The following is a 23,004-nucleotide window of genomic DNA, read 5'->3' as shown; positions in this document are numbered from 1 at the left end:
TAAATATTCCGCCGGTTGATGGTGATGGTCCGATGACTCGTGTCGATACAGCCCCGACGACGCTGCCGGCCGAGCAGTAGGGGTCCGAGAATCCCCGTCGTTACTGGATGTAGTTCGGGTCTTCGGCGTCGCAGTTCGCCTCGTGCTGTGTCGCGTCGTCGGTGTCGTCGAACATGAGCCCGCACTCCTCGCACTCGTACCACGTCGTGCCGTCGCGCTCGGTTTCGACCACCATGTCCGGGTTTCGATCGCCGACAATGAAATACGTTACTCCGACTGCGAACGCTGAAGACGGTCGGCCCACAAGCCGGAGTATGTCCGGTGCGGACGACGACGGCGTCGAACTCACGGTGTCTGGCGCACAGAAACGCGACGCGGGGCGGGGGGTGGCGCGGCTCCCCGAATCCGCGCGGCGCTCGCTGGGCGTCCTCAGCGGCGACACCGTCGTGATCGTCGGCGAACACGCCACCGTGGCGAAGGTCTGGCCCGCCGGGGGCGATCTCGCTGGCGACGCGGTCCGGGTCGACGCCGACACCCGGACCAACGCCGGCGTGAACGTCGGCGACACAGTACGGGTCCGCCCCGTTTCGGTCGCCGACGCCGACCGAATCACGATCGACGTTCCGGGCTCAGTCGACGCCGCAGCCGACGATCTCGCGGCGCTGCTCAAACGCGCACTGCTCGACCGACCGATCAAGGCGGGCGAGCAGTTCCGGATCGAACGTCTCGGCCCGACGGCCTTCTCGATCGCCGCGACCCGCCCAGAGGGTACCGTTCGCGTGACTCGGGAGACACGAGTCACGACCCGCGCCGGGAGCGCGGCGTCGAGCGAACCCGCACAAACAGGGACCGCCAGCGGAGTGGAATCGGCTCCCGCGACCGACGCGACCGGCGGCGACGGCACACCCCGCGTGGCCTACGAGGACATCGGCGGGCTCGACGACGAACTCGATCAAGTGCGAGAAATGATCGAGCTTCCCCTCTCCGAACCCGAGCTGTTCCAGGAGCTGGGGATCGATCCCCCCTCCGGCGTGCTGCTCTACGGGCCGCCCGGAACGGGGAAAACGCTGATCGCGCGGGCGGTGGCCGGCGAGGTCGACGCCCACTTCTCGACCATCTCGGGACCAGAAATCGTCTCGAAGTACAAGGGCGAGTCCGAAGAAAAGCTCCGCGAGGCGTTCGACGCCGCGGCCGCGAACGAGCCCGCCGTCGTCTTCATCGACGAGATCGACTCGATCGGGGGCGCGCGCGGCGACGACGCCGACATGGAGACCCGCGTCGTGGCCCAGCTACTGACGCTGATGGACGGGCTGGAGGACCGCGGCCGGGTGGTCGTGATCGGCGCGACCAACCGAGTGGACGCGATCGATCCCGCACTCCGGCGGGGTGGCCGGTTCGATAGGGAAATCGAGATCGGCGTGCCGGGCGAGGCGGGACGGCGCGAAATCCTCGACGTCCACACCCGTTCGATGCCGCTCGCCGACGACGTCTCGCTCGATCGGCTCGCTGGCCGCACTCACGGGTTCGTGGGTGCTGACCTCGAATCGCTCGCGGTCGAAGCCGCGATGGCGGCGCTCCGGGGCCGCGACGAACGCGACGCACTCGACGTCACCCGCGCGGACTTCGAGCGCGCGATGGCGGCCGTCGACCCCTCGGCGATGCGCGAGTACGTCGCCGAGACGCCCGATGTGGGGTTCGACGACGTGGGCGGGCTCGACGCCGCGAAACAGACGCTCACGGAGGCGGTCGAGTGGCCGCTCTCATACGGTGCCCTGTTCGAAGCGGCCGCGACCGATCCGCCAGCCGGCGTGCTGCTCCACGGCCCGCCCGGAACCGGGAAGACGATGCTCGCCCGCGCGCTCGCCGGCGAGAGCGACGTCAACTTCATCTCGGTCGCGGGGCCCGAGATCCTCGATCGCTACGTCGGCGAATCGGAAAAAGCGGTCCGTGAGGTGTTCGATCGGGCGCGCCAGGCCGCGCCCGCGATCGTCTTCTTCGACGAGATCGACGCGATCGCCGGCGGGCGCGGCGAGAAACACGAGGTCACCGAGCGCGTGGTCTCCCAGCTCCTCACCGAGATCGACGGGCTCGCAGAGAACCCCAATTTGATGGTGCTCGCCGCCACCAACCGCCGGGACGCGATCGATCCCGCCTTGTTGCGTCCGGGCCGGATCGAATCCCACGTCGAAGTCCCCGCGCCCGACGAGGCCGCGAGGCGCGCGATCCTCGACGTCCACACCCGCGAGAAGCCGGTTGCTGACGACATCGATCTCGATCGGTTGGCTGCCGACACCGCGGGATACTCAGGGGCAGACATCGAGGCGCTCTGCCGGGCGGCCTCGATGCGCGCGATCCGCGAGATCGCGGGCGCGTACGACCCGGAGGAGGCCGAAACTCACGCCGACGAGATCAGTATCACCGAAGAGCACTTCGAAACCGCACGCGAGTCCGTCGAGCCGACCTTCGAGTGAGGCCGGCTCGCCGATTCAGTCGGCTGTCTGGCCGCTCGTGCCGCCCGCTTCGCTCGTTTCGTCGGTCTTGCTGCCGACCGATTCCCGGACGAGTCGTGCGCCGATTCGCGCCAGCACGTACGCGCCGACCGCGAGTGCGCCGACGCCCGCTGCGAGCAGCGGGTTGGTGATCGTCCACAGCACCAGCGGGATGCACAGCGCCATCCCGCTCACGACCACCAGCTCGCCCCATCCGATCTGCCTGTCCAGCCGCGGTTCCCCAGTCCGCCCGTGCCGAGTGGTTCGTCGCCTCATACAGGTAGAGACACGGCCCCGATTCCAATAAATATAATCTGAAAATCATTTCTGTAACAATGGCTACTGAAATCGAGTTCAGTAGCTACCGGGGCCGAACACACCGCGAGAGAATCGCCGTGAGAGTTAGGCGTCGATGCGCTGGCTATCGACGAGCGCCAAATCGCCGTCGAGGGTCGCTCGGAGCCGTTCGTCGTCGAGCACGATGTCGATTTCGAGCTCCCACGGCTCGTCCGACCGAACAGTAGTATAATCGTCGCTCACACACCAGCCGAGCTGCCAGTACGGCTGCGCCCCGAGATCGATCCCGTGGTCGCGGTAGAAGGCCACGACGGGCGAACGATCGAGCAGACTCAGCCCGATCGCCGAGCAGAGGCTGTGATCGCAGTGCTCGCAGACGTGATCCGCCCGGAGCCCGACGCCGAGACAGCACTCGCCCTCCTTCGAGATCGTGGTCTCCATTCGGCCGCTGCACTCGGGACAGACGCCGTCTTTCGCGAGGCAGTGGAGATGGCGCACCCGCTGGTCGAACGCGTCGAGCACCTCCTCGTTCGTGCGGTCGTGGAGCCCGCCGGGCGGGAAGGAGTACTCGCCGTGGGCCCGGCCGCAGTCGGGACAGTCGAGCGCCAGCATCTCGTCGGCGTAGCTCGCGACGAGCGCCTCGCCACACCGGGTGCAGCCGTCGTCGATCGCGAACGAATCGAGGTGCGGGTGTTCGTTGAACGACCCCGCGATCACCGCTCGGACGACCTTCGCGCCGGCGTTCCGGAGCTCGTAGCCGTCGTCGGTCTTCCGGACGTACTGGTCGGTGAGCTTCCCGAGGTGGTAGTTGAACTGCGCGCTGTCACGCATGCCGACCGCATCGTTGAGCGTCGAGAACCGCACGGGTTCCTCGTCTGTGCGCCAGAGCGCTTCGAGGATGCTCAGCCGGGTCTCGTTCCCGATGAGCGCGAACGCGTCGGCCGGTGCGACGCACTCGACACACTCCTGGATGTCCGGCTTGCTCATACGCGGACTACTGGCAGGGAAGGTAAAAACTTTCTCGGGCAGTCGATCGGCGGCGACGAAATGCTGTCGTCGACGGTCGGTATCGCGTCAGCCCAGCGTTACCGACCGCGTTCCAGTCGGTGGCGGATACTCCCGAGCGACCCCGCGAGTCGCTGCTGGATGCGCCGGCGCTGATAAACTCCCTCGCCGACGCCCCAGACCAACAGCACGCTCAGCGAGACCACCACGATCGAAAACGCCCAGATCGGCATCCACGTCGGCTTGAACCACGGCGAGACCCGCCGCCAGCTCTCGGCGAGAGCCGTCGCTCCGGCCGGCAGCGGTGTTTTCGCAACCACACCCTTGACGGCGCTCGGAATCGTCGGTGCACCAGAGACACCCGTCTCGCTCCCGCCGTAGAGCGTGACGTTCCCCGAAGCGTTCTGATCGGTGATGGTCGGTCCGCCTGGCTCGTCGCCGTGGGCCACCCGCTCGGCGTCGTAGGTGGCCCACGGAGCGTCCATCTCCCAAACCACCTCACCGGCCGGTGTGACCTCGATCACCCGGTGGTTCATCGAGTCCACCACGAGGGTGTTGCCGTTCGGGAGGCGATCGGCGTCGCGCGGCCAGTTCAGATCGCCAGTCAGGGTCCAGGTGCGTTTCCACTCACCCTCGCCCGGTGGTCCGCCGACGCGGGCGTACTCCACGATTCGATCGTTCTCCGAATCCGCCACCAGGATCGTGGGCGTCCCGTTCTCGCTCTCGAAATACGTCGGGTTGTGCTGTTCGTACAGCGTTTCGTGATCGTCGTCCCGACCGAGACGCAGCTCGATGTCCTTCGTCGAGCGGTTGATCGAAATCACCTGATCCATGTTGCGGACCGAGACGAGGAACTCGCCATTGCGGACCGCATCGACGTCGTTGACGTGGGTCCAGTCCTCGGTTCGGACCCCCTTGTCCGCGTCGGCGGGGTAGTGGTTCTTGAACAGCCACTTCCACGTCACGTCGTTGGTGGTGCGGTTGTAGACGAACACCCGATCCCGGCTCGGGCGGTCCTCGTCGTAGTTGATGCCCGCGACGAGGAGCTCGTCGTCGTTGATGAGATCGACGTCGTGGATGTCGACGAGATCGAACCGCTCGGTCCAGACCCGTTTCTGCGTGTCGGGATCGAACTCGTAAACCACGGTGTTGTCCTGGACCGGGTTCACGACCAGCAGATTGCCGTTCGGCAGCGGGTCGACGTCGTAAAACCAGTTGTCGGTCCCGTTCGGTCCGCCGTGTGTCCACTCGACGGCACCCGACTGATTGACCGAGACGAGCCGGGCCGGACGGCCGGGCAGCGAGACGTTGCGTGCGTTCCAGCCCTGACTGGCGACCACCGTATCGCCCTCGGGCGCGGACTCGGTGACGCTGGTTTCGAGCGTCGGCTCCTCGTACGAGAGCGTCAGCACACCGCTGAACAGCAACAGCGAGACCACGATCACCCCCAGTAGCCCACGAACGAGCCACCGACGGGGCGGCAGATCGGCCATACCAGATTATGTCCGAATCGAACAATAACAGTTGCGAAACGGATGGGGTCGCAGTACGTGACCACGGAGGATCGTCCAGGGATACACCGCCTCCCCATCAGTCCCAGAACGACTGGGTGCGAGCGTACTGACGTTCCTGGGCCAGAATATCGCGGTAGAAATCGTCTTCGTTCTCGCGGAGCTTCGCGATGATCCGGGCGGCGTTGTGTGGGCCGACCCCGCGGGCGGCGAGCGCGATCACGGCCTGCTTGCCGTGACTCTGGACGAGCGTCGCGGCCTGGTGGGCGCGCTGGGTCTGTTTTTCCTGCTCGTCGTCCTTCTCGTCGGCCCGAACCGCCGCCACGACCTCCTCGGCCCACGGATTGAGCGCCGCGACCCGAGTCGAGCCACACAGCGGGCACTCGGGCTGGTCGGGAATTCGGCCCACCTCCTGGGTGCGCTCCCACTCCTCGCAGTGCAGACAGAGCAGACGCATCCGGTCCTCCCGGATCCGCTCGCGGATCGTCTCGATCACGCTCGCGTCGGCGTTTTCGGGGGCGAGCAGTTCGGTTCCGGACGACCGCCCGTCGATCCCGATGGGCGTGCGACCGCCGTGAGTTTCGATCGCGATCTCGCCGTTCTGGATGGCCGCGAGGATCTCGCCGGCGGTCTCGACAGCCAGATCCTCGTGGAACACCTCGCGGACGGCCTCGTCGTAGACGGGGGTACCTTCGAGCGCCGCGAGCAGCCGATCCCGGCCGAAGCGCTCGTTTCCCTGCCACGACTTGAGCGCGCCAAAGGTGGCCGCGACCTGGGCGAGCTTGAACTTCAGCGCGTCGGAGTTCTTGAGACTGAGTTCGATGATCCCCTCGACGTGTGCGGGGTCGGTGTCTTCGAGGATTTCGACGATGTCCCGACCCGCCACGCCGCGAGGAACGTCGAGTTCGATCCGGTAGGGGTCGATCTCCATCCCGACCGACGAGCCGGTCTGCTGGCCGAGCAGCGCCGACAGCACGCGCCCCAACGTCTCGTTCACGGTGTGGCCGAACGCGGCGTTCACCACCGCGTCGCGGTTTGCGTACTCCACCACGATCCGGTCGTCGGTCGGCATCGGCGCGTCGGTCTCGGCGTGGCGTTCGATCGGCCCGAGCGCCTCGCTCGCGGTGTACTCGTCGGTTGGGTAGCGATCGACGAGGTCGCGCGCCACCGACTCCTGCGACGCACCGCCGGCGAACGATTCGCCCGCCCGACCCTGGATCGCGCCGACCTCGCCCGCGACCGGCCGCGGCACCGGGATCTCCTGGCCGGTCCACGAGGGAACTTCGCCAGCAGGGTCCTCGATCGGGCTCACCTTCACCTCGCTCTCCTCGTCGTCGACCTCCGCGATCCGCCACATCTCGCCCCGTTGGATGAACACCTCGCCTGGCCCCGCGAAGTTGACCACGAACCGCTCGTCGAGCGTCCCGATCGTCCGTCCCGAGGCCATGTCGGCGACCGTGTAGGTCTCCTCGTCCGGGATCATCGAGAGGTTCGCGTAGAAGTACTGCCACGTGCCGCCCGATTTTTCGAGCCGGTCGGCCTCCTCGTCGAGCCAGAGGATCCGATTGCCCGAGAGCTCGCGGACGACCGCCTTGAACCGCTCGCGGGAGAGGTCGCGAAACGGATAGGCACGAGTCACGATCTCGTACGCTCGTGCGGCTGCAATCTCACCGAAGTCCATGACGAGCCCTGCGATCTGGTTCGCCACCGTGTCGAGACTGCCGTGGTGGATTTCCGCGGGTTCGACGAGGCCCTCGTGGGCGCGCCGGCAGATCGCGAGCGCTTCGAGGGTGTCGTCCGGCCGCGTGGTGAGAACGGTCCCCGACGAAAGGCGATCGGCGCGGTGGCCCGCACGCCCGACGCGCTGGAGGAGGCGGGCGACCTCGCGAGGGCTCTGGTACTGGATCACGTGATCGACTCGCCCCACGTCGATTCCGAGCTCCATCGAGGACGTACAGAGGAGTCCGTCGAGCTCGCCGGCTTTGAACGCGTCCTCGACTTCGATGCGGGCCTCCTTCGAGAGCGAGCCGTGATGCACCCCAATAGGTAAATCGAGCGCGTTGCACCGCGAGCCGAGCGCTTCGGCGGTCTGGCGGGTGTTGACGAAGATCAGCGTCGACTCGTTGTCGGCGACGAGATCGCGGATCGCACGGACGTGGCTCGCAAGCGGGGGTTCGGTGGCGAGTTCGCCCGCGAGTCGCTCGTCCTCGTCGGTGACGTGGGGCTCGCGCACCCGGACGTCGAGTCGGCTGCCGACGTCGACCTCGATCAGCTCGCAGCCCCGATCACCGGTGAGGAATTTGCCTACTTCGCCGGGGTCGCCGACGGTCGCCGAGAGCCCGATCCGCTGGAACGCGTTCGCGAGCTCGCGGAGGCGTTCGAGCCCGATCGTGAGCTGTGCGCCGCGCTTCGATGCCGCGAGTTCGTGGACCTCGTCGATCACGATATGTGAGACGTCAGACAGGGCTTTCCGGAGTTTCTCGCCAGTCAACATCGCCTGGAGGGTCTCGGGCGTCGTCACGAGCACGTCGGGCGGATCGTTGGCCTGCTTTTGTCGCTGGTACTGGGTGGTGTCGCCGTGGCGAACGTCGATGTCGAGATCGAGCTGGTCGCCCCACCAGTCGAGTCGGTCGCGCATGTCGCGGTTGAGCGCCCTGAGTGGCGTGATGTAGAGCACCGAGATACCGAACCGCTCCGTCCCGGCGACCGCGTCGAACACCGGCAACATCGCGGTCTCGGTTTTGCCGGTTCCCGTCGGCGCGATCACGAGGCCGTCCCGGCCGGCGGCGAGCGGCGGGATCGCCTTGCGCTGTGGCTCGGTGGGTGTCTCGAACCCGCGCTCGGAGAGCGCCGTCCTGACCGCACTCCCGAGATGCGTGAAGGCCGCCGCAGGGCCGGCGGCCTCGCTGTCTGCCATTGAATAGGGAAGGGGCGCGAGCCGATTAAGAACTCCGTCTCACCGACGTTTCGCCGGAACCGGCAGTCAGCTTTCGAACGCGCGTTGTCGCTCCCGCACCGCGTCGGCGACCGCCTCGTAGTTCGGGATTCCGGAGAAGCTCAGCATCGAACTCCCGTCGGTCCGGAACGCGACAGTTCCCAGGCCGCGGAGCCGCTTGATCACGTCTTGTGGTGCGGTGAGTTCTGTGTCATAAGTTCTGTCGGGTTACCGAACACGACCCGTGATTGAGACACAAATAGTTCGGTTTCGTCTGGAATCGAGTCCCATCAGACAGATCTCAGCAGATCATCCATGGTGGATTTCTCCGGCCAACTTCAAGATGTTTAGTAATCAGTGACACCACTCTATCCACCGTCCATGTGCATCGTAAAGCGCCAGAACACCAGTAGATTTCGCCCCATTAGTATACTCGACAAAGCGTACTTCGGGTTCATCGCCATGCCACTCACAGTTCGCCCAGAACAGATCTCGATCCCGTCCGATCCCGTCGACGAGTTCCGCGAACGTTTCTTGTTGTTGAGAGGTGAATTGGTAGAGAACGTGGGTGTTGAAAAGACATAGTTGTTCGTCCTTTGGGACTTTGTTGCAGATGTTTCGCAGCTCAGTCAATGCATTTCCTTCCACAAGCTCCGGCGGTGATTCACGAGCTACGGAAACTGCTCCTTCGATCATGTCCCGTCGCTCTTCGTGTTCAGGCCAGATGAGGGCACGAAGCCAGCGTACATCGTCTTCATCTCGAACGTCAAGCGTATTGAGGTCGATTCCAAGTCGTTTCCCTACCGGTGGCAGTTTGTCAGGGAGCGGCAGGCTGTTACCACCACGGACATCACACGACAGTTGTACTGGATTCTGGCGGTCTCCACACTGTGCGTGTCCTCCGTAGCGATAACCGTATCTGTCCCATAGCAGATTCAGGCCAGCGCTTGAACCAATCTCGACGAGTCCGATCTGTGTTCGATTGCACTGACGAGAAACATACTCGAAGACAGGGAGAAGAATCGAGCTCCGTTGCACGACATTCGTTTGAACACGACGCGAGTGGAAAAGTGAGACGAGTTCGTCTCGATGGTCGAGACAAAAGTTTCGAAACGTCTCGTACGTGTTTTCTTCGGGAGGTTTTCGAGAGGTCTGGATGCTTGGAAAACGGTCTGCAAGCGGTTCGGCCGGCCGCTCGAAAAGGAGATACTGGGTTGCAGCAAAAAGGAGATTGGGAGCAGGTTGGTCGTTTGGAACCTCGCCAGCAAGCACGAGAAGCTCCTCGTCGCCTGCGACTCCAAGTGAGAGCGTTTCGTATAGTGGGGATGATCCCCTAGCCTCAACACGAGCGAATTTATCGAATGCATTCTTGTAGCCAGTCATCGACTAGAGAAGATCGTTTTAGAAACGCGATAAGTATTCCTGTGCCCGGAAGTAGCTATTTTGTACCAGTACCAATCATGAATTTAAATTTTAGTGTCCTCGAATGGTTTGCGTATGCGATAAGTGACCGTCTGAATATAGGAAGTATGTTTTCGTTGCCGACCGGCGGAGACAAAACGATGGTGTTCGTGGCCTAATGTTTTTGTTCCCGTCATTCATCACACAAACGTGAACCTCGCGCTCGTCTCCTGGCTGGCCTATCTCGTCACCGGCGGCCTCCTGTTTGCCCAGTCGCTCGTGGACGTTCTCGCTCGTCGTCGGTTCCGATACAGCGTGGCGATGCTCATCGGCAGTACCGGCCTGCTGATCAGTCTGAGTGTGCGCGCGCTGAATGCTGGTGGCATTCCGAGTGGTGAACCGCCGATGGCGGCCGCCGTGCTCGCCGTCGCCGGGTTCGTGGCGGTGGCGATCGGAACGACGTGGCGGTTCGTCGGTCAGACTCGTTCGTAGTTCCCGAGTCGGGTCCCGTCGAGCAGGTACGCCTCGCCTTCCGCGAGCCCGTCCGGCAGAAACGGCGCGAGAAACTCCTGGCCACGCACGTTCACCCACGTCCCGCCCGAGAGGTCGTTGAACGCCGGACACACCACCAACTCTCCGTCGATCGCGAGCCCCTCACCGTGGTGGTCGACGAACGGCTCCGGTGCGAGCCGGCCGCGGAGCCACGCGCGCTCGGCCCGGCTCCCGCCCACGTCGTCCTCCAGGCGCACGGTCGGATGTTCGTGGCCGACACAGACCACCTCACACTCCAGTACCTCCCGGCTCGGCCACGTGTGGCCGTGTGCGAGTCCCACGTTACCGAACGTGGTGCCGTCGGTCGGTGTCACGTTGATCTCGATTCCCACCTCGTCGGCCAGCGAGTCGATTGCGCCGTCGTGATTGCCTTTCACGACCGTCACCGACGCCCGGCCGTCGAGTGCGGCGAACAGCGTTTCGAGCTCGTCGCGCTCGGCTCCCCGTGCGCCGCCGATGGCGTGGGCGAGATCGCCGAGGAAGACGACCCGCTCCGCGCTCGTCTCGTCGCACAGCGAAAGCAGGTGTTCGCGGCGTTCGCGTGACTGGCTCGGGAGTTCGACACCCTGGCGACCCAGCCCGGCTTCGAGTCCGGCGTGGTAGTCGGCCACACAGAGAGCGCGCTCGTCCTCGCTCTCGATCACGGCGGCGGGTTCGCCGGGCACGGGCTCGACGCGTGCCGATTCGGCCCGCGCCATCAGATGGATTTGAGTGTGTCGTCGTCGGGTTCGTAACACTCACCGCTCATCAGCGCGTCCTGGATGCCGTCGTCGGCTTCCTCGGGGGTAAGGCCGTGCTCGTCGACCACACGCTCGACGACCGCCTCGCGATCCGCGCCGTCGCCGCCGTCGAGGTCCTGCATCGCCGCGACGACCGCCTCCTCGGGATCGGTGTCGCCGTCGGCGTCGGCGTCGGCGTCGTCGCTTCCCTCGGTCTCGTCGGTATCGGTCGCTCCGGACGCCTCGGCTTCGGCGCTATCGGCGGGATCGACGGTTTCTGTCGATTTGGCGTCGTCGGCCGCAGCCGCGTCAGCGGTTGCAGTCTCGTCGGAGCTGTCGGTCTCTTCGTCGTTCTCCTCCGGAGCGTCGGGCGTCTCGATACCGGCTTCGCCCGGGCCGTCGACCTCCGCGGCGCTCTCGAAAGCGGTCCCGTACTCGTCCTCGACCTGCTCTCGCACCTCGTCGTCGAGTTCGAACGACTCGGGATCGTCGAGGTCGACGTCGGCTGCGGCCTCCTCGTCCGCCTCGCTGTCGGCGTCTTCGGCGCTCGCTTCTGTTTCGTCCGTTTCGCCGGTCGGTTCGCGGTCCTCGATGGATGGTTCGATTGGCGACCCTTCGGCGTCGGCCTCGTCCTCTCCCGTTGCTCGATCCGTGTCGGCCGCGCGGTCGGGCTCCGACGCCTGGCCTGGCTCGGCCGTCGCTTCCACGGTGGCCGGCTCGTCGGTTTCGGCGGTGGACTCGCCTTCGTCATCCGATACGCTTCTCGTGTCGGTCTCCGAATCGGCCGCGGATTCGGCGGAATCGTCCGCCGTCGGCGTCGACTCTGCCCCGACAGCAGCGTCGTCCGACGTCTCGGCGGCCGGTTCGCCACGATCGGTCTCCTCGGGTTCGGGCGCGTCGCCCTCGTCGGGAGCGACATCGAGCGGTTCGACTTCCTCGCGCTCGCCCGCGACAACCCGTGCCGCGTCGAGCGCCGTCCCCCGCACCGCGTCGAGGTACGTCGGCGTCGTCCCGTAGTGTTCGATCGCGCGTGGGATACCGGCCGCGAGGCCAGCCTCGACGTCATCCGCTTCGAGCGCCTCACTGAGCGCGTCATCCCGCTCGTCGCGGTCGAACGCGCCGCGCATCGTCGCCACCCGCTCGACGGTCCGTTCGGCGGTGGCGACCGTCCAGCGATCACGCGTCGCGGCGTCGACCGCGGCGAGCGACTCGGGACGGATCGAGGTGAACACCCGATCGGAGTCCTCGGGCTGGAAGGTCCGGGCCTTCCCGGTGACCGCGACGAACGCGGGGGGATCGATACGTTCGAGGAACGAAAGCGCCTCGGGCTGGTACTGGCCGGCGTAGACCACGAACGCGCCGGTGGGATCGACCACTCGCGCGCGGAGCTGCTCCTCGTTCACCGACTCGATCTCGGTCAGGACGCCCACCGCAAAGAGGCGGTTGACCCGCGCGCCGGTCGGCGTCACGACGTAGTTCGGCGCGCGCTCCTCGTCGCTCTCGGCGTACGAGTGGGTGGTGTCGTCGAACTCCGCGGCGAACACCCGGTAGGCGGTCTCGCGCTGCGGACGGGTACTCATTCGTCCACCCGCCCACGTTCGCCTGCTCCGTCGGCCGCCACCGCGTCAGCCGAATCGAGCAGCTCGTGGGCCCGGTCGGCAGGATCGTCGTCGCACGCTTCGAACTCGGTCGCTTCGAGGTTCGCGCCGTAGTCGTCGACCGACAGCGTGCCCCGAACGCGAAACTCCCGACCCACGACCGTCTCGCGGATGTCGTCGGCAACCACCTCCTGATCCATCGCGTCACGGGCGGCCTCGCGCGCCGCCTCGATCCCGCCGCCGTACACCGCGGCGGTGAGGTCGGTTCCAAGTACTGCGGTCAGCGAGTCAGTGCCGTCGTCGACGATCGCCTTCACCCGGAGGTCGTCCTCGCCGTCGACGTCGCCGTGCGACCGACATTGACCTTTCTGGACGACACGGCCACATTCGGGACACCGCTGGATCAGCCCCGATCCGTCACGGACCGCGAGCACGTTGCCCGTGACTTCGACGTCGAACAGCCCCTCGGTGACGACCGCCTCGCGGACGGACATCCGTGGTGCGCCGTCGCCAGTCTCGACGGCGCGATCGAGCGCATTTACTGTGGAGAACTCCGAGACGTTCACCGACGGCACCCCACGAAACTCCCGGACGTAAGCGTTCTCGATCCCGACCGACGCCCCGTCCTCGATCTCGTCGTGTGGATCCCAGTCGGTGAACGGCAATCGCCCCGTCTCGTCGGCGAACACACCGCTCAAGATCTCAGTCTCCCCGTCACGGCCGTCGATGGTCTTCCGTTCGACCTCCGCGACCGCGACTTCGAGGGCGACACCACGATCGCCGGGCGCGAGTTTGGAGAGGTGGGTGTCGCCACCGATGTCGTACGACACGTCGAGAGGCTCGTCGTCGATTTTAACTGTGGTCTCGGAGCCGAGGTTGAGCTCCGGACTCCCCTCCCACTCGCGGACGCCAGCGCCGACGATCTCGATCGTGTCGCCGGACGAGAGGTCGAACTCCTCCCACGCGGTGTAGGAGATTTTTCCGGACTCGTCGGCGATCTCGCCCTCCCGGATCACGAGGTCGTCGCCCTGATACCGGATCGAGCGCTTGCCGACGGTGAGCACCACCCCGCGAACGGCGACCGCGGAATCGGCGGTCGAGACGTCCGCGATCGAGAGCGCCGACGGCTCGCCGCCCCCGCCGCCGTCGCCGTACTTCCGCCGGAGGCTGTCTTTGGCCTCGTCGATCGGGACGCTGTAGTTCACCAGCTTTTCGAGATCCGCTCTGACCTCCGCTTTGTCAACGCCGAGGGTGGAGGCGAGCTCCTCGGCATGATCGTCGAGCTCCATCATATCCGTTTCGAGCGGGGTCGACTAAAAGCGTTCGCGCCCGTTCACGACACGATCGAGGCCCCGGACGGGCTGTGCGGTGGGCTTGCCACTGGCTGTACGCTGCGCGCACGCGACGGCGGGTCGGCGCAGAAATCTACGGCCGGCCCGTCCCCGGAGGATCTTTCGGGTCGTGCGGATCGCCCGTCACGACCGCCTCGTGCAGTCGGGGCAGTACGTCAGTCACGTCTGCCCGGAAGTCGTACTCGGCACGATCCGATAGCGGCGTGCGTTCCAGGTTGACGAGCACCATCGTCGCACCGCGATCGGCCGCCGTTCGGGGGAGCGACGCCGCGGGTTCGACCGTGAGCGACGAGCCGGCGACGAGGAAGACATCCGCGCGCTCGGCGAGCGCGTGGGCTTCGGACAGCGCGTGCTCGGGGAGGGGCTCACCGAATAGCACGACGCCAGGCTTCAGAACTCCACCACACTCCTCACACCGTGGCGGGAGTTCGCCATCGCGGGCGCGCTCGCGGACGGGCTCGGCCGGAACGCGCCGACCGCAGTCCCGACAGACCGCGCGCTCGCCCGAACCGTGGATCGTGACGACACCCTCAGAGCCCGCCGCGGCGTGGAGTCCGTCGATGTTCTGGGTCACGACCCGATCGAGGTGGTTCGTGGATTCGAGAGCAGCGAGTGCCTCGTGGGCTGCGTTCGGTTCGATGTCGTCGCCGTAGACTGCGTCGTGGAGTGTGAGTCGGTCGCGCCAGAACCCCCCAGGATCGCGGTCGAGTCGCGAGACGTGGAAATCGTCGGGATCGTGTCGCTCCCAGAGGCCGTCCTCGCCACGGAAGTCGGGGATTCCCGAGGCGGTGCTCACGCCCGCGCCGGTCATCGCCACCGTGGTGTCGGCCTCGTGGATGGCCTGGGCCGCGAACTGGAGGTCCTCGACGTCGACGGTCATGAGAACTGATGGCGGTGAGCGAGCAAAAGTTCGCTGTCTGTCTCCAACGCGAGCGCGAACGACTGTGGTATCCGTTGCAGGGAAGACGTGTTCGAGGTGATTACTGGACCGGTACTCTCAGGTCACGTCGGGGACATCCTCCGACGAAACGCCGAGGGAAGCCGCGAGAAACGTCCATCGATCGAGTTCTTCGTCGACTTTCATATCGATCGATTTACCGAGGCCATGACCGGTGTCGGTCTCCGTGCGAAGACAGAACGGACCGCCGGCCGCCTCGTTCTGTAGCCGTGCAGTCATTTTCCGGGCGTGACTCGAATGCACGCGTGAATCCCCCATCGCGGTCGTGCAGAGCACCGGTGGATACGCGCGATCCCCGATCCGTTGATAGGGTGAGTATTCGCGGATCCATTCGTACTCCGCTTCGGTGTCCGGATGGCCGTACTCGGGCGTCCACGATTCGCCGAGGAGGAAGCGATGGAAGCGAAGCATATCGAGCAGCGGGACCGCACAGACCGCCGCGCCCCACCGGTCCGGGTCGCGTGTAAGCACCGCGCCCGCCGTGAGTCCGCCGTTGCTTCCGCCGATCGTACCGATGCGGTCGTGTGTCGTCACACCCGATTCGGCGAGGTGATCGGCGGCAGCCTCGACGTCCTCGAACGTCCGTTGTTTCTCGGCGCGCATCCCGGCTTCGTGCCACGGCTCGCCGAACTCACTGCCCCCACGAGCACAGACCTGTGCGTAGACGCCACCCGCGGCGAGAAACGGCAGACGAAACCGCGAGAACATCGGCGTGAGATTGATTCGAAAGCCGCCGTAGGCGTACAGCACCGTCGGCGCGTCGCTCGGATCGCGGTCAGCACGATGGGCGACGAACATCGGGACATCGGTTCCGTCCGTCGACGTGATGGTTCGACGCTCGACCTCGAGGTCCACCGCAACGTCGAGGGCGGGCTCGCGGACGGTTCGGGTCGTCTCGGTTTCGAGGTCGGCGTGGACGACCGACGCGGGTCGCTCGATCGACTGCACGACGTAGAAGCAGTCATCGGCGTCCGGATCGCCGGCGACGCTGTGGACGGTCGAGAGGGCGGGGAGTTCGACGTCGAAGGCGTGCGTGCCGTCGTGATCGTACGCAGCGAGATGACTCGCGGCCTCGCGGTGGGCGTGAACGACGAGGTAGTTCGGCGTCGTTGTGATCTCCCTGATGACGCCTTCTCCTTCAGCGATGACCGTCTCGGGGGCCTCCTCACCGGCGAGAAAGGTCGCTGCGTCCGCTGTGAGCACTCGCCCACGCGCTGCGTCGGCGTCGGTTCGGAGGAAGACCGTCTCGTCAGTGAGTTCGACCTCGACGCTCGCCTCACCGCCATCGAAGAGCGGTTCGAAGGTCTCCTCGTCCTCCCGCCACGCCGTGACGCGTGTCCCGCCGGACATCTCGCCGAACGAGGCGAGCAGCGTCCCCGTGGGCTCGTGATACGCGAGCCGCGGCCAGACGTGCTGGTCGTCGTGGGTGGCGAGCACGATCTCTTCGCCGTCGGCGTAGTGCCGGAACTCCTTGTCCATCTGTGCGCCCGCACTCGGATCACCCGTTGCGACGTAGTAGAAGCCTTCACCTGCCCACGCGAACATGAGCGAGCTCGTGCGGCCGACCGTCCCGCGGTCGACGAGCACCTCGCCGGTCTTCGTGTCGGCGATGTGGAGATCGTACTGCTCGTCGCCGCCCCGTGCGACACCGTAGGCGACCCGCTCGCCGCTCGGATCGACGTCGAACCAGTCGATGGACGCTTCGCCCTCGAAGTCGTCGGGCGTGGCGAGGACGCGCGCCTCCCCTCCGGGGGTATCTCGGATATGGAGCGAGGGACGATCAGCGTCAGTATCGCGGTCGAGAGCAACGTATCGGTTGCCACGGGGCGTCACGGCACCGTAATCGGGAATCTCGGTGAGTGCCTCGAACGCCGGGGTGAACGCCGCCCGAAGGTCCTCGTCGAGAACAGTGTTGGTGTACTCGTTCTGTCTCTCTGTCCAATCGGCGACCGCGGGATCGTCGGCGTCGGCTTCCAGCCAGCGATACGGATCGACGTGCTCATGGCCATGTAGTACCTCCGTTACCGGTTCCGTGCGGGTGTCGGGCGGCGTCGACATACGCACACTGCGGGCCGACCGATCAAAAGATTTCTCCACGGAATCGTACACTGATAGATAGCCGAATCGTGTCTGCACCCCGGTACTGGTCTGGAGAGCACAGAAAACCCACGACGACGATCGTCACTCACAGACTGCCGAAGTCGATGTCTATCGCGTACCAGTCGAGAACGAGCACCAGCACTCCCCCCACGAGCGCCACTGCGCCGAACTCGCTGACCGTCGTCACCGTCCAAACGACCCCCTCTATGTTGGAGAGCTCCGCAACCGGTGCTCGAAGGGCTCCGAAGACAAGGGCAACGAGAAACGCCAGCGTTGCGTCCCGGTTCCTGTCGAGCAGGTGGCTGATGAGGCGTGCAACGGTGAACAGACCGACCAGACCGCCGAAAAGAAACGTGAAAACCTCACGCCCAGGACCCACGACCGCTTCGAACCCACCACCAGTAACCATCCCGCCGATCCCGTCGACGAACCCATTGAGCGAGTCGTACATCGGGAGATACTGCCCGAGGATGATCAACAGAAGCGAACCCGAGATTCCCGGAAGGATCATCGCACTCACCGCGATCGCACCGGCAACGAAGACGACCGCAAGACCGCCACTATCGAGCACCTTCACACCACCAGAGAGTGCGAACGCGAGCGAGAATCCCAGGACTACTGCCAGCCACTGGCCGATCGAATCGACCGTGAGCGCTCGCCAGAGGATCACTGCGGAGGCGGCGATGAGACCGAAAAACAACCCGAACAGGAGAACGGGAGCGCTGGCCGCGGCATACTCAACGATTCGCCCCACGATCAGAACGGCCGTCACGACTCCGGTGAGCAAGGTGGCCACGAACACCGCATCGAACTCCTCGAGGATCGCACCGGCGCGGTGTCTCGAACTCCCGGAACCCCACCGGTAGTATCGCTCGAAGGAGATCGAGGACACGTGGCGGGGTGATCGCTGTGATAGCCGCGATCAGGCGTCCGTAGATGCCTGCGATAAGCGCGACTGTTCCGCCGGAGATGCCGGGAACGGCGTCGGCACTCCCCATCAGGATTCCGACGACGAAGACCTTCGCAGACGCCCGAAACGTGGATAAGGACTCCGTAGCGATCCTCAATCCCGAAGACGTGTCTCCGTTTGGTGTCGGCACTGCGTTCTCGTCGACCGGATCGTGTAAACTATTTCTGTTTTCATGCTAGTGAGATGAGTCCGTTGCACCGCCGGGAAAGCCATCCTTCACGCAACCGTACGGCGAGACACGAATCCGGACCATCGACTGCGATCGTGTGTGTTTCAGTCCTCCGACGAACCGTTCCCGATGGTCGATCATTCCTCGTTCGGGTCAGGTTGAGACGGCGCGTCGTCAGCCGCCTCTTCGTCGGGGCCGAACCAGTGGAACGGACAGAAGTACTCGTTGTGTACCAGTTCCTCTTCGACGATTTCGAGACCGAGCGAGGCGAGGTCCCGTCCGATGCGGCTGAGGTCGTCACCGTCGCGCCCGACAGCGACGACGTGGATGTTTTCCTCACCGGTCATCAGCTCCCGGGCCGAGACCACACCGGGGATCTCCAGCGTGTCGCGAGCGAGCTGTTCGCGCTTCGGGATCGGAGCGGTGCAGAAGATGATGGTGAACAGCTGATAGCCGACGCGTTCGTAGTCGACGTCGATATGACTCCCCTGAATGACGTCGTCATCTCTGAGACGAATGATGCGGTTGCGGACCGTACTCGGCGAGACACCGTAATCCGCGGCGATCTCGGCGGCCGAGGTCTCCCAGGCGTTCTCCTGAAGCCGGTAGATCACGTACCGATCCAGCTCGTCCAAATCGCGCTGTGGCATGGACTGAGTACGCGGTCCCTCCCGGGAAAGCGTTTACCGTTCGCTACAACAGCCAGCGCTCGAGCACCCGACCGAGCCATCCGGGGTTCGTCGCCTCGCGCGGGCGGACGACGAGCGCCGGACAGTCGGCATCGGCCGCGAGTCGCTGTTCGTCGGTGCTGACGACGAGGACATCGGCCGCCCGACTTTCGAGCGGCGTGGTCCCACCGTCGGCGACGACGCCGGTCCTGACGGGTGCCGAGCAGAGCTGTGCGACCTCCTCGTGGTAGTCGGTGATCGTCCGCTGCTGTTCCTCGGATACGAACTCCTCGACCGCGTACTCGAGTGTCACCTCGGCATCGTGAGCCGTCGCGATCGCGTCCGCGATGGCGATCTTCGCCGGATCGTACGGCCCCTCGTCGGTGATGACGGCAACGGTATCGACCGTGCCGAACCCCTCGCCGTCGTCGTCCACCAGCACCACGTCGCAGTCGGTGTGTTCGAGCACCCAGTCGGCGTCGGAGCCGAACAGTCGGTCGCGGAGGCCGCCTGCTTCCCGCTCCATCACCAGCGTGTCGACACCGGTCTCGGTCACGTGATTGGCTAGCGCGTGGCGGGTATCGTGGCTCACGACCTCGCTCACGTGAACGGGGACGTTCACATCGGTCGCGAGCGTGTCCGTCCGTTCCTCGAACTCGATGTCGGCGGGCGATTGCTCGGCAGCCGCTTCCAGGGGTACCTGGTCGGCCACCTCGTCGAATCTGACGACCGAGACTCGTCCGTGCTGCGGGGCTGCGAGATCCACAGCGACGTCCACGAGCGCCGCCTCGTGTGAGGGGTCCACGTCCTCGGGGACCGCCACGAGCGCTTCGTAGCTCTCGCCGGTCGGGCTGACGGCTGCACGGGTGCGCTCGACAGCCTGCTTGCCGAGTTCACGCCGGACGGCGTCGACGGCGGCACCCTCGCGCTCGACGCGGTCGCGGGCGTACCAGAAGTACCACGCGACGCTTCCGGCCGTGATGAGAACGGCTCCGAGGAGCGGGATGGTCCCCATCTGCGTGAGCAAGAGCAGTCCACCGACGACGCCGAAGCCCTGCATCCAGGGGTACAGCGGAGCCTCGAACGTGGGCTCGTACTCCATCGACCCGCGGCGAAACGCAACGACGGCGAAGTTGACGAGGACGAACACGAGGATCTGGAACGCGCTCGCCAGCTTGGCGATGCTTTCGAGCGGGACGAACGCGATGAGCAGTAGCAGGACGACGCCGGTGAGGGTGATCGACGCGCTCGGTGTGTTGAAGCGGTCGCTGATCTGCCCGAGCGACGGGGGAACGAGGTTGTCCCGACTCATCGCAAACGGGTATCGAGAGGACGACAGGATACCGGCGTTGGCGGTGCTCACCAGCGCGAGCAGCGCCGCGACCACGACGGCGGCGACGCCTGCGGGGCCGAGTGCAGCCTCCGCGGCGACCGCCATCGGTGCGTCCGAGGCGGCGATAGCCGACGTGTCGGTAACGCCGAGCATGACGACCACGATCAGCGCGTACAGCGCCGTCGTGAACGCGAGCGAGCCGAGGATCCCGAGCGGGATGTTCCGTTCGGGGTTTTCGATCTCCTCGGCGACGCTCGCCACCTTCGTCACGCCCGCGTACGAGACGAACACGAGTCCGGTGGCCGTGAGGATCCCCCCGACACCGCTGTCGAAAAAGCCCGCGTAGTTCGTCGGCTGTACCGACGGCGTCCCACCGACCGCGAACCAGCCGAGCGCGACGAGCATCACGGCGACGATGACGACCTGTATGCGACCGGTCTGCTTGGCCCCGAGCAGGTTCACGAGAACGAGAACGACGGCAAGCGTGAGCGCCAGCGGCGTCGTGATCGTCGGCGAGACATCGAACAGATAGAGGAGATACGGAACCCCACCGACCAACGCCAGTCCGCCCTTGAACGACAGCGAAAACCACGTCCCGATACCGGCAACCGTCCCCAGGAGCGGCCCCATGCCGCGCTCGATGAAGATGTACGTACCGCCCGATTCGGGCATCGCCGTCGCCATCTCGGATTTCGAGAGCGCTGCCGGAAGCACGACGATGCCGGCGAGAACGTACGCGAGCACGACCGCCGGGCCCGCGTATCCGACCGCGACTGCTGGCAGGATGAAGATGCCGCTCCCGATCATCGCCCCGATGCTGATGGCGAGCACCGAAATCAGTCCGAGGTCGCGTTCGAGACTCTTCGGCACTACGCGTCGCCTCCTGCTCCACCCGATCGTAGTCGTTCACGTTCCGGTTCGTCCGTCGATTCCCCGTGTTCCGTGTGTCGATCCGGATTCGTCCGATTCGACGAGCGCTCGGTCTCGACTGTCTCGACGCCGCGGCGCTGCCGATCGAGCGCGGTCGAAAGCGCCGTCGAGGCACAGACGGTCTCGATACCGGCCTCGGTGAACGCTTCGAGGTTCGCGGGATCGTTCACGAGTGCGATAACGCGCCCGGACCCCTGGAGACGGAGAAACTGTGCGAGCAACAGGTTCTGGCTGTCCAGACGTGAGGTCACGATGGCGATGTCCGCCTCGTCGATGTCCTCACGATCGAGCGTGGCCGTCGAGCTCGGATCGGTCACACGGGCGTCAGCACCCGCTCCAGCGGCGCGTTCGGCCGCATGGGCGTCGCCAGCGAGAAGCGTCACTGCTGACGAACCGTTGGCGAGCTGCACCGCGAGTGTCTCCCCAACCGCTCCCTCACCGCCAAGTATCACTGCACGGGCTTCGTTCATAACGAAACGTTTCCTGTACCCATATTATATCCCGAAACGTGATAAGGTAGTCGATGGGCTAACGATTCGTGAACAAACGTTCGTTACTTTCAACGACCGACCGCCTTCGCAGCCCCGGAGTCGAGCGCGTAGCTCCGGAGTGTTTTCGGCGGGCGACACTCTCGATTCTCGGTGGGCACGACTCCTGGGCTCTGATTGGTCCCCCACCACCGAGCCACGGTCCCGATCGGGAACGAGGGCCGAGGGCCGAGGGCCGGGGCAGACAGGAGAAAAGTCAGTCGGCCGGGTCCCCGAACTGCGGGATCGCCGTGATCTCCGCCGGGTCGACGTCCTCGAAGGCCGCGCGTGCGATAGTGCGCTTGTGGACTTCGTCCGCACCGTCGATGATCCGGAACGCCCGCACCGCCTCGTAGAAGTCCGCGAGCGGCAGATCCCGACCAATTCCCGCTCCGCCACAGCACTGGACCGCGAGATCGATCGTCTCCTGGGCGACGCGCGCGGCGAACACCTTGCTCATCGAGACCTCGACGCGGGCCTCCTCGCCCGCGGCGATCTTCCCCGCCGCGTCGCGGACCATCGTCCGGGCGGCGTGGAGTTCGGTTTCGGCCTCCGCGATCGAAAAACGCTGGGCCTGTTTGTCCGCGAGCGACGACCCGAACGCCTCGCGCTCGTCCATGTAGGCTTTCGCCACGTCGAGCGCGCGCTCGGCCATCCCCGAAAACCGCATACAGTGGGTCAGTCGGGCGGGCCCCAGTCGCTGCTGGGCGATGTCGAACCCGGCGTTCTCAGTACCAAGGAGGTTCTCCTCGGGCACCCGCACGCCGTCGAACGTGATCTCGGCGTGGCTCTCCGGCACGAGGCTCTGGCCGAGGTGGGGGATGTCGCGGACGATCTCCACACCCTCGACATCGGTCGGCACGAGGATGATCGAACAGCCGGCGTAGGGATGGGCGTCGGGATCGGTGCGCGCCATCACGAGGAGGACGTCGGCCGCGCCGCCCTGCGTGGTCCACCACTTGTGGCCGTCGATGACCCACTCGTCGCCGTCCTTTTCGGCGGTCGTCCGGAGCATCTTCGGATCCGATCCACCACCGGGGGCGGGCTCGGTCATCGCGAAGCCCGATCGGATCTCGCCCGCGACCAGCGGCCGGAGCCAGTTCTCCTTCTGGTCGTCGGTCCCAACGAGTTCGAGGGTGTGCATGTTGCCCTCATCGGGCGCATCGACACGCATCGCGGGCGCGCCGAGCAGGCTCCGGCCCGCCTGCTCGAACACCGGCAGCACGTCCCGGAACGCCATCCCCATCCCACCGTGCTCCTCGGGAATCTGGGGCGCGTAGATGTCGTACTCGCGGGCCTGCTCGCGCAGGTCGGCGATGGTCTCGCGCGAGACCGACTCGCCGCCGGCGTGGGAGCGCTCCGCGGGCAGGACGACCTCCTCCATGAACGCGCGGGCGCGGTCGGTCGCCTCGCGTGCGGCCGCCGAGTCGTCGTACTCCATGCAGATACATCATCACACACCATTGTAAAACGATCGGGCCGCACAGTCG

19 protein-coding genes and 1 pseudogene are annotated in these 23,004 nt (G+C 65.6%); 2 read left to right on the top strand and 18 right to left on the bottom strand.

Going from position 1 to position 23,004, the window contains the following annotated elements:
• Nucleotides 1-100 precede the first annotated feature (100 nt).
• Nucleotides 101-235, bottom strand: a complete 135-nt coding sequence (locus PHA81_RS14535; protein WP_005042607.1) for a hypothetical protein — start codon at nt 233-235, stop codon at nt 101-103.
• 79 nt (nt 236-314) lie between these two features.
• On the opposite strand from PHA81_RS14535, the gene PHA81_RS14530 reads away from it, so the two are divergent.
• On the top strand, nt 315-2,471 hold the full coding sequence (locus PHA81_RS14530) for an AAA family ATPase (RefSeq protein ID WP_005042606.1): 2,157 nt from the start codon (nt 315-317) through the stop codon (nt 2,469-2,471).
• 15 nt (nt 2,472-2,486) lie between these two features.
• Here PHA81_RS14530 and PHA81_RS14525 read toward each other — a convergent pair whose 3' ends face one another.
• From PHA81_RS14525 to PHA81_RS14500, 6 genes are all read right to left on the bottom strand, one after another.
• Nucleotides 2,487-2,765: a hypothetical protein gene (locus PHA81_RS14525; protein WP_241430290.1), complete on the bottom strand. Its 279-nt coding sequence runs from the start codon at nt 2,763-2,765 to the stop codon at nt 2,487-2,489.
• A gap of 126 nt (nt 2,766-2,891) precedes the next feature.
• Nucleotides 2,892-3,773 (bottom strand): helix-turn-helix transcriptional regulator, encoded by an 882-nt coding sequence (locus PHA81_RS14520; protein ID WP_005042602.1) that lies wholly within the window; start codon nt 3,771-3,773, stop codon nt 2,892-2,894.
• 98 nt (nt 3,774-3,871) lie between these two features.
• Nucleotides 3,872-5,284: an aryl-sulfate sulfotransferase gene (locus tag PHA81_RS14515; RefSeq protein ID WP_005042600.1), complete on the bottom strand. Its 1,413-nt coding sequence runs from the start codon at nt 5,282-5,284 to the stop codon at nt 3,872-3,874.
• A 97-nt stretch (nt 5,285-5,381) separates the two neighbouring features.
• Nucleotides 5,382-8,219, bottom strand: a complete 2,838-nt coding sequence (locus PHA81_RS14510) for a DEAD/DEAH box helicase (protein WP_005042598.1) — start codon at nt 8,217-8,219, stop codon at nt 5,382-5,384.
• A 66-nt stretch (nt 8,220-8,285) separates the two neighbouring features.
• Nucleotides 8,286-8,423, bottom strand: coding sequence for a hypothetical protein (locus tag PHA81_RS14505; protein ID WP_161606948.1), 138 nt, complete (start codon nt 8,421-8,423; stop codon nt 8,286-8,288).
• Between the two features lie 168 nt (nt 8,424-8,591).
• Nucleotides 8,592-9,620, bottom strand: coding sequence for a DUF2332 domain-containing protein (locus tag PHA81_RS14500; RefSeq protein ID WP_005042596.1), 1,029 nt, complete (start codon nt 9,618-9,620; stop codon nt 8,592-8,594).
• A gap of 228 nt (nt 9,621-9,848) precedes the next feature.
• Here PHA81_RS14500 and PHA81_RS14495 point away from each other — a divergent pair, with 228 nt between their 5' ends.
• On the top strand, nt 9,849-10,130 hold the full coding sequence (locus tag PHA81_RS14495) for a hypothetical protein (RefSeq protein ID WP_005042594.1): 282 nt from the start codon (nt 9,849-9,851) through the stop codon (nt 10,128-10,130).
• Here the strand turns inward: PHA81_RS14495 and PHA81_RS14490 are convergent.
• From PHA81_RS14490 to PHA81_RS14440, 11 genes and pseudogenes are all read right to left on the bottom strand, one after another.
• Nucleotides 10,115-10,888 carry a metallophosphoesterase gene (locus PHA81_RS14490; RefSeq protein WP_005042592.1) on the bottom strand — a complete coding sequence of 258 codons (774 nt, stop codon included), beginning with the start codon at nt 10,886-10,888 and terminating at the stop codon, nt 10,115-10,117. The genes PHA81_RS14495 and PHA81_RS14490 overlap by 16 nt on opposite strands.
• A complete protein-coding gene (locus PHA81_RS14485; RefSeq protein ID WP_005042590.1) occupies nt 10,888-12,489 on the bottom strand; it encodes a hypothetical protein in 1,602 nt (533 codons plus the stop codon). The genes PHA81_RS14490 and PHA81_RS14485 overlap by 1 nt, the downstream gene beginning before the upstream one ends.
• The gene (locus PHA81_RS14480; RefSeq protein ID WP_005042587.1) at nt 12,486-13,796 is read right to left on the bottom strand and encodes a Single-stranded DNA binding protein; all 1,311 of its coding nucleotides are present in this window, start codon (nt 13,794-13,796) and stop codon (nt 12,486-12,488) included. Before PHA81_RS14480 ends, PHA81_RS14485 begins: the two co-directional genes overlap by 4 nt.
• Nucleotides 13,797-13,932: 136 nt before the next feature.
• A complete protein-coding gene (locus PHA81_RS14475; protein WP_005042585.1) occupies nt 13,933-14,739 on the bottom strand; it encodes a Sir2 family NAD-dependent protein deacetylase in 807 nt (268 codons plus the stop codon).
• A 117-nt stretch (nt 14,740-14,856) separates the two neighbouring features.
• Nucleotides 14,857-16,875 (bottom strand): prolyl oligopeptidase family serine peptidase, encoded by a 2,019-nt coding sequence (locus PHA81_RS14470; RefSeq protein ID WP_273837339.1) that lies wholly within the window; start codon nt 16,873-16,875, stop codon nt 14,857-14,859.
• A 127-nt stretch (nt 16,876-17,002) separates the two neighbouring features.
• Nucleotides 17,003-17,809, bottom strand: a complete 807-nt coding sequence (locus PHA81_RS14465) for a DUF368 domain-containing protein (protein WP_005042581.1) — start codon at nt 17,807-17,809, stop codon at nt 17,003-17,005.
• Between the two features lie 41 nt (nt 17,810-17,850).
• Nucleotides 17,851-17,915: pseudogene (locus PHA81_RS14460) on the bottom strand (DUF368 domain-containing protein); the annotation flags it as partial.
• 278 nt (nt 17,916-18,193) lie between these two features.
• Nucleotides 18,194-18,706: an Lrp/AsnC family transcriptional regulator gene (locus PHA81_RS14455; protein ID WP_005042579.1), complete on the bottom strand. Its 513-nt coding sequence runs from the start codon at nt 18,704-18,706 to the stop codon at nt 18,194-18,196.
• 43 nt (nt 18,707-18,749) lie between these two features.
• Complete coding sequence (locus PHA81_RS14450) at nt 18,750-20,927, bottom strand: amino acid permease (RefSeq protein WP_273837338.1); 2,178 nt, start codon at nt 20,925-20,927, stop codon at nt 18,750-18,752.
• Nucleotides 20,927-21,457 (bottom strand): NAD-binding protein, encoded by a 531-nt coding sequence (locus PHA81_RS14445; RefSeq protein ID WP_005042577.1) that lies wholly within the window; start codon nt 21,455-21,457, stop codon nt 20,927-20,929. The genes PHA81_RS14450 and PHA81_RS14445 overlap by 1 nt, the downstream gene beginning before the upstream one ends.
• A 274-nt stretch (nt 21,458-21,731) precedes the next feature.
• A complete protein-coding gene (locus PHA81_RS14440) occupies nt 21,732-22,955 on the bottom strand; it encodes an acyl-CoA dehydrogenase family protein (protein ID WP_005042575.1) in 1,224 nt (407 codons plus the stop codon).
• Nucleotides 22,956-23,004 lie beyond the last annotated feature (49 nt).

The sequence above is a fragment of the Halococcus sp. PRR34 genome (assembly GCF_028617175.1).
Lineage (GTDB): Archaea > Halobacteriota > Halobacteria > Halobacteriales > Halococcaceae > Halococcus > Halococcus salifodinae.
This window is presented reverse-complemented; position numbering and strand designations above follow the sequence as displayed.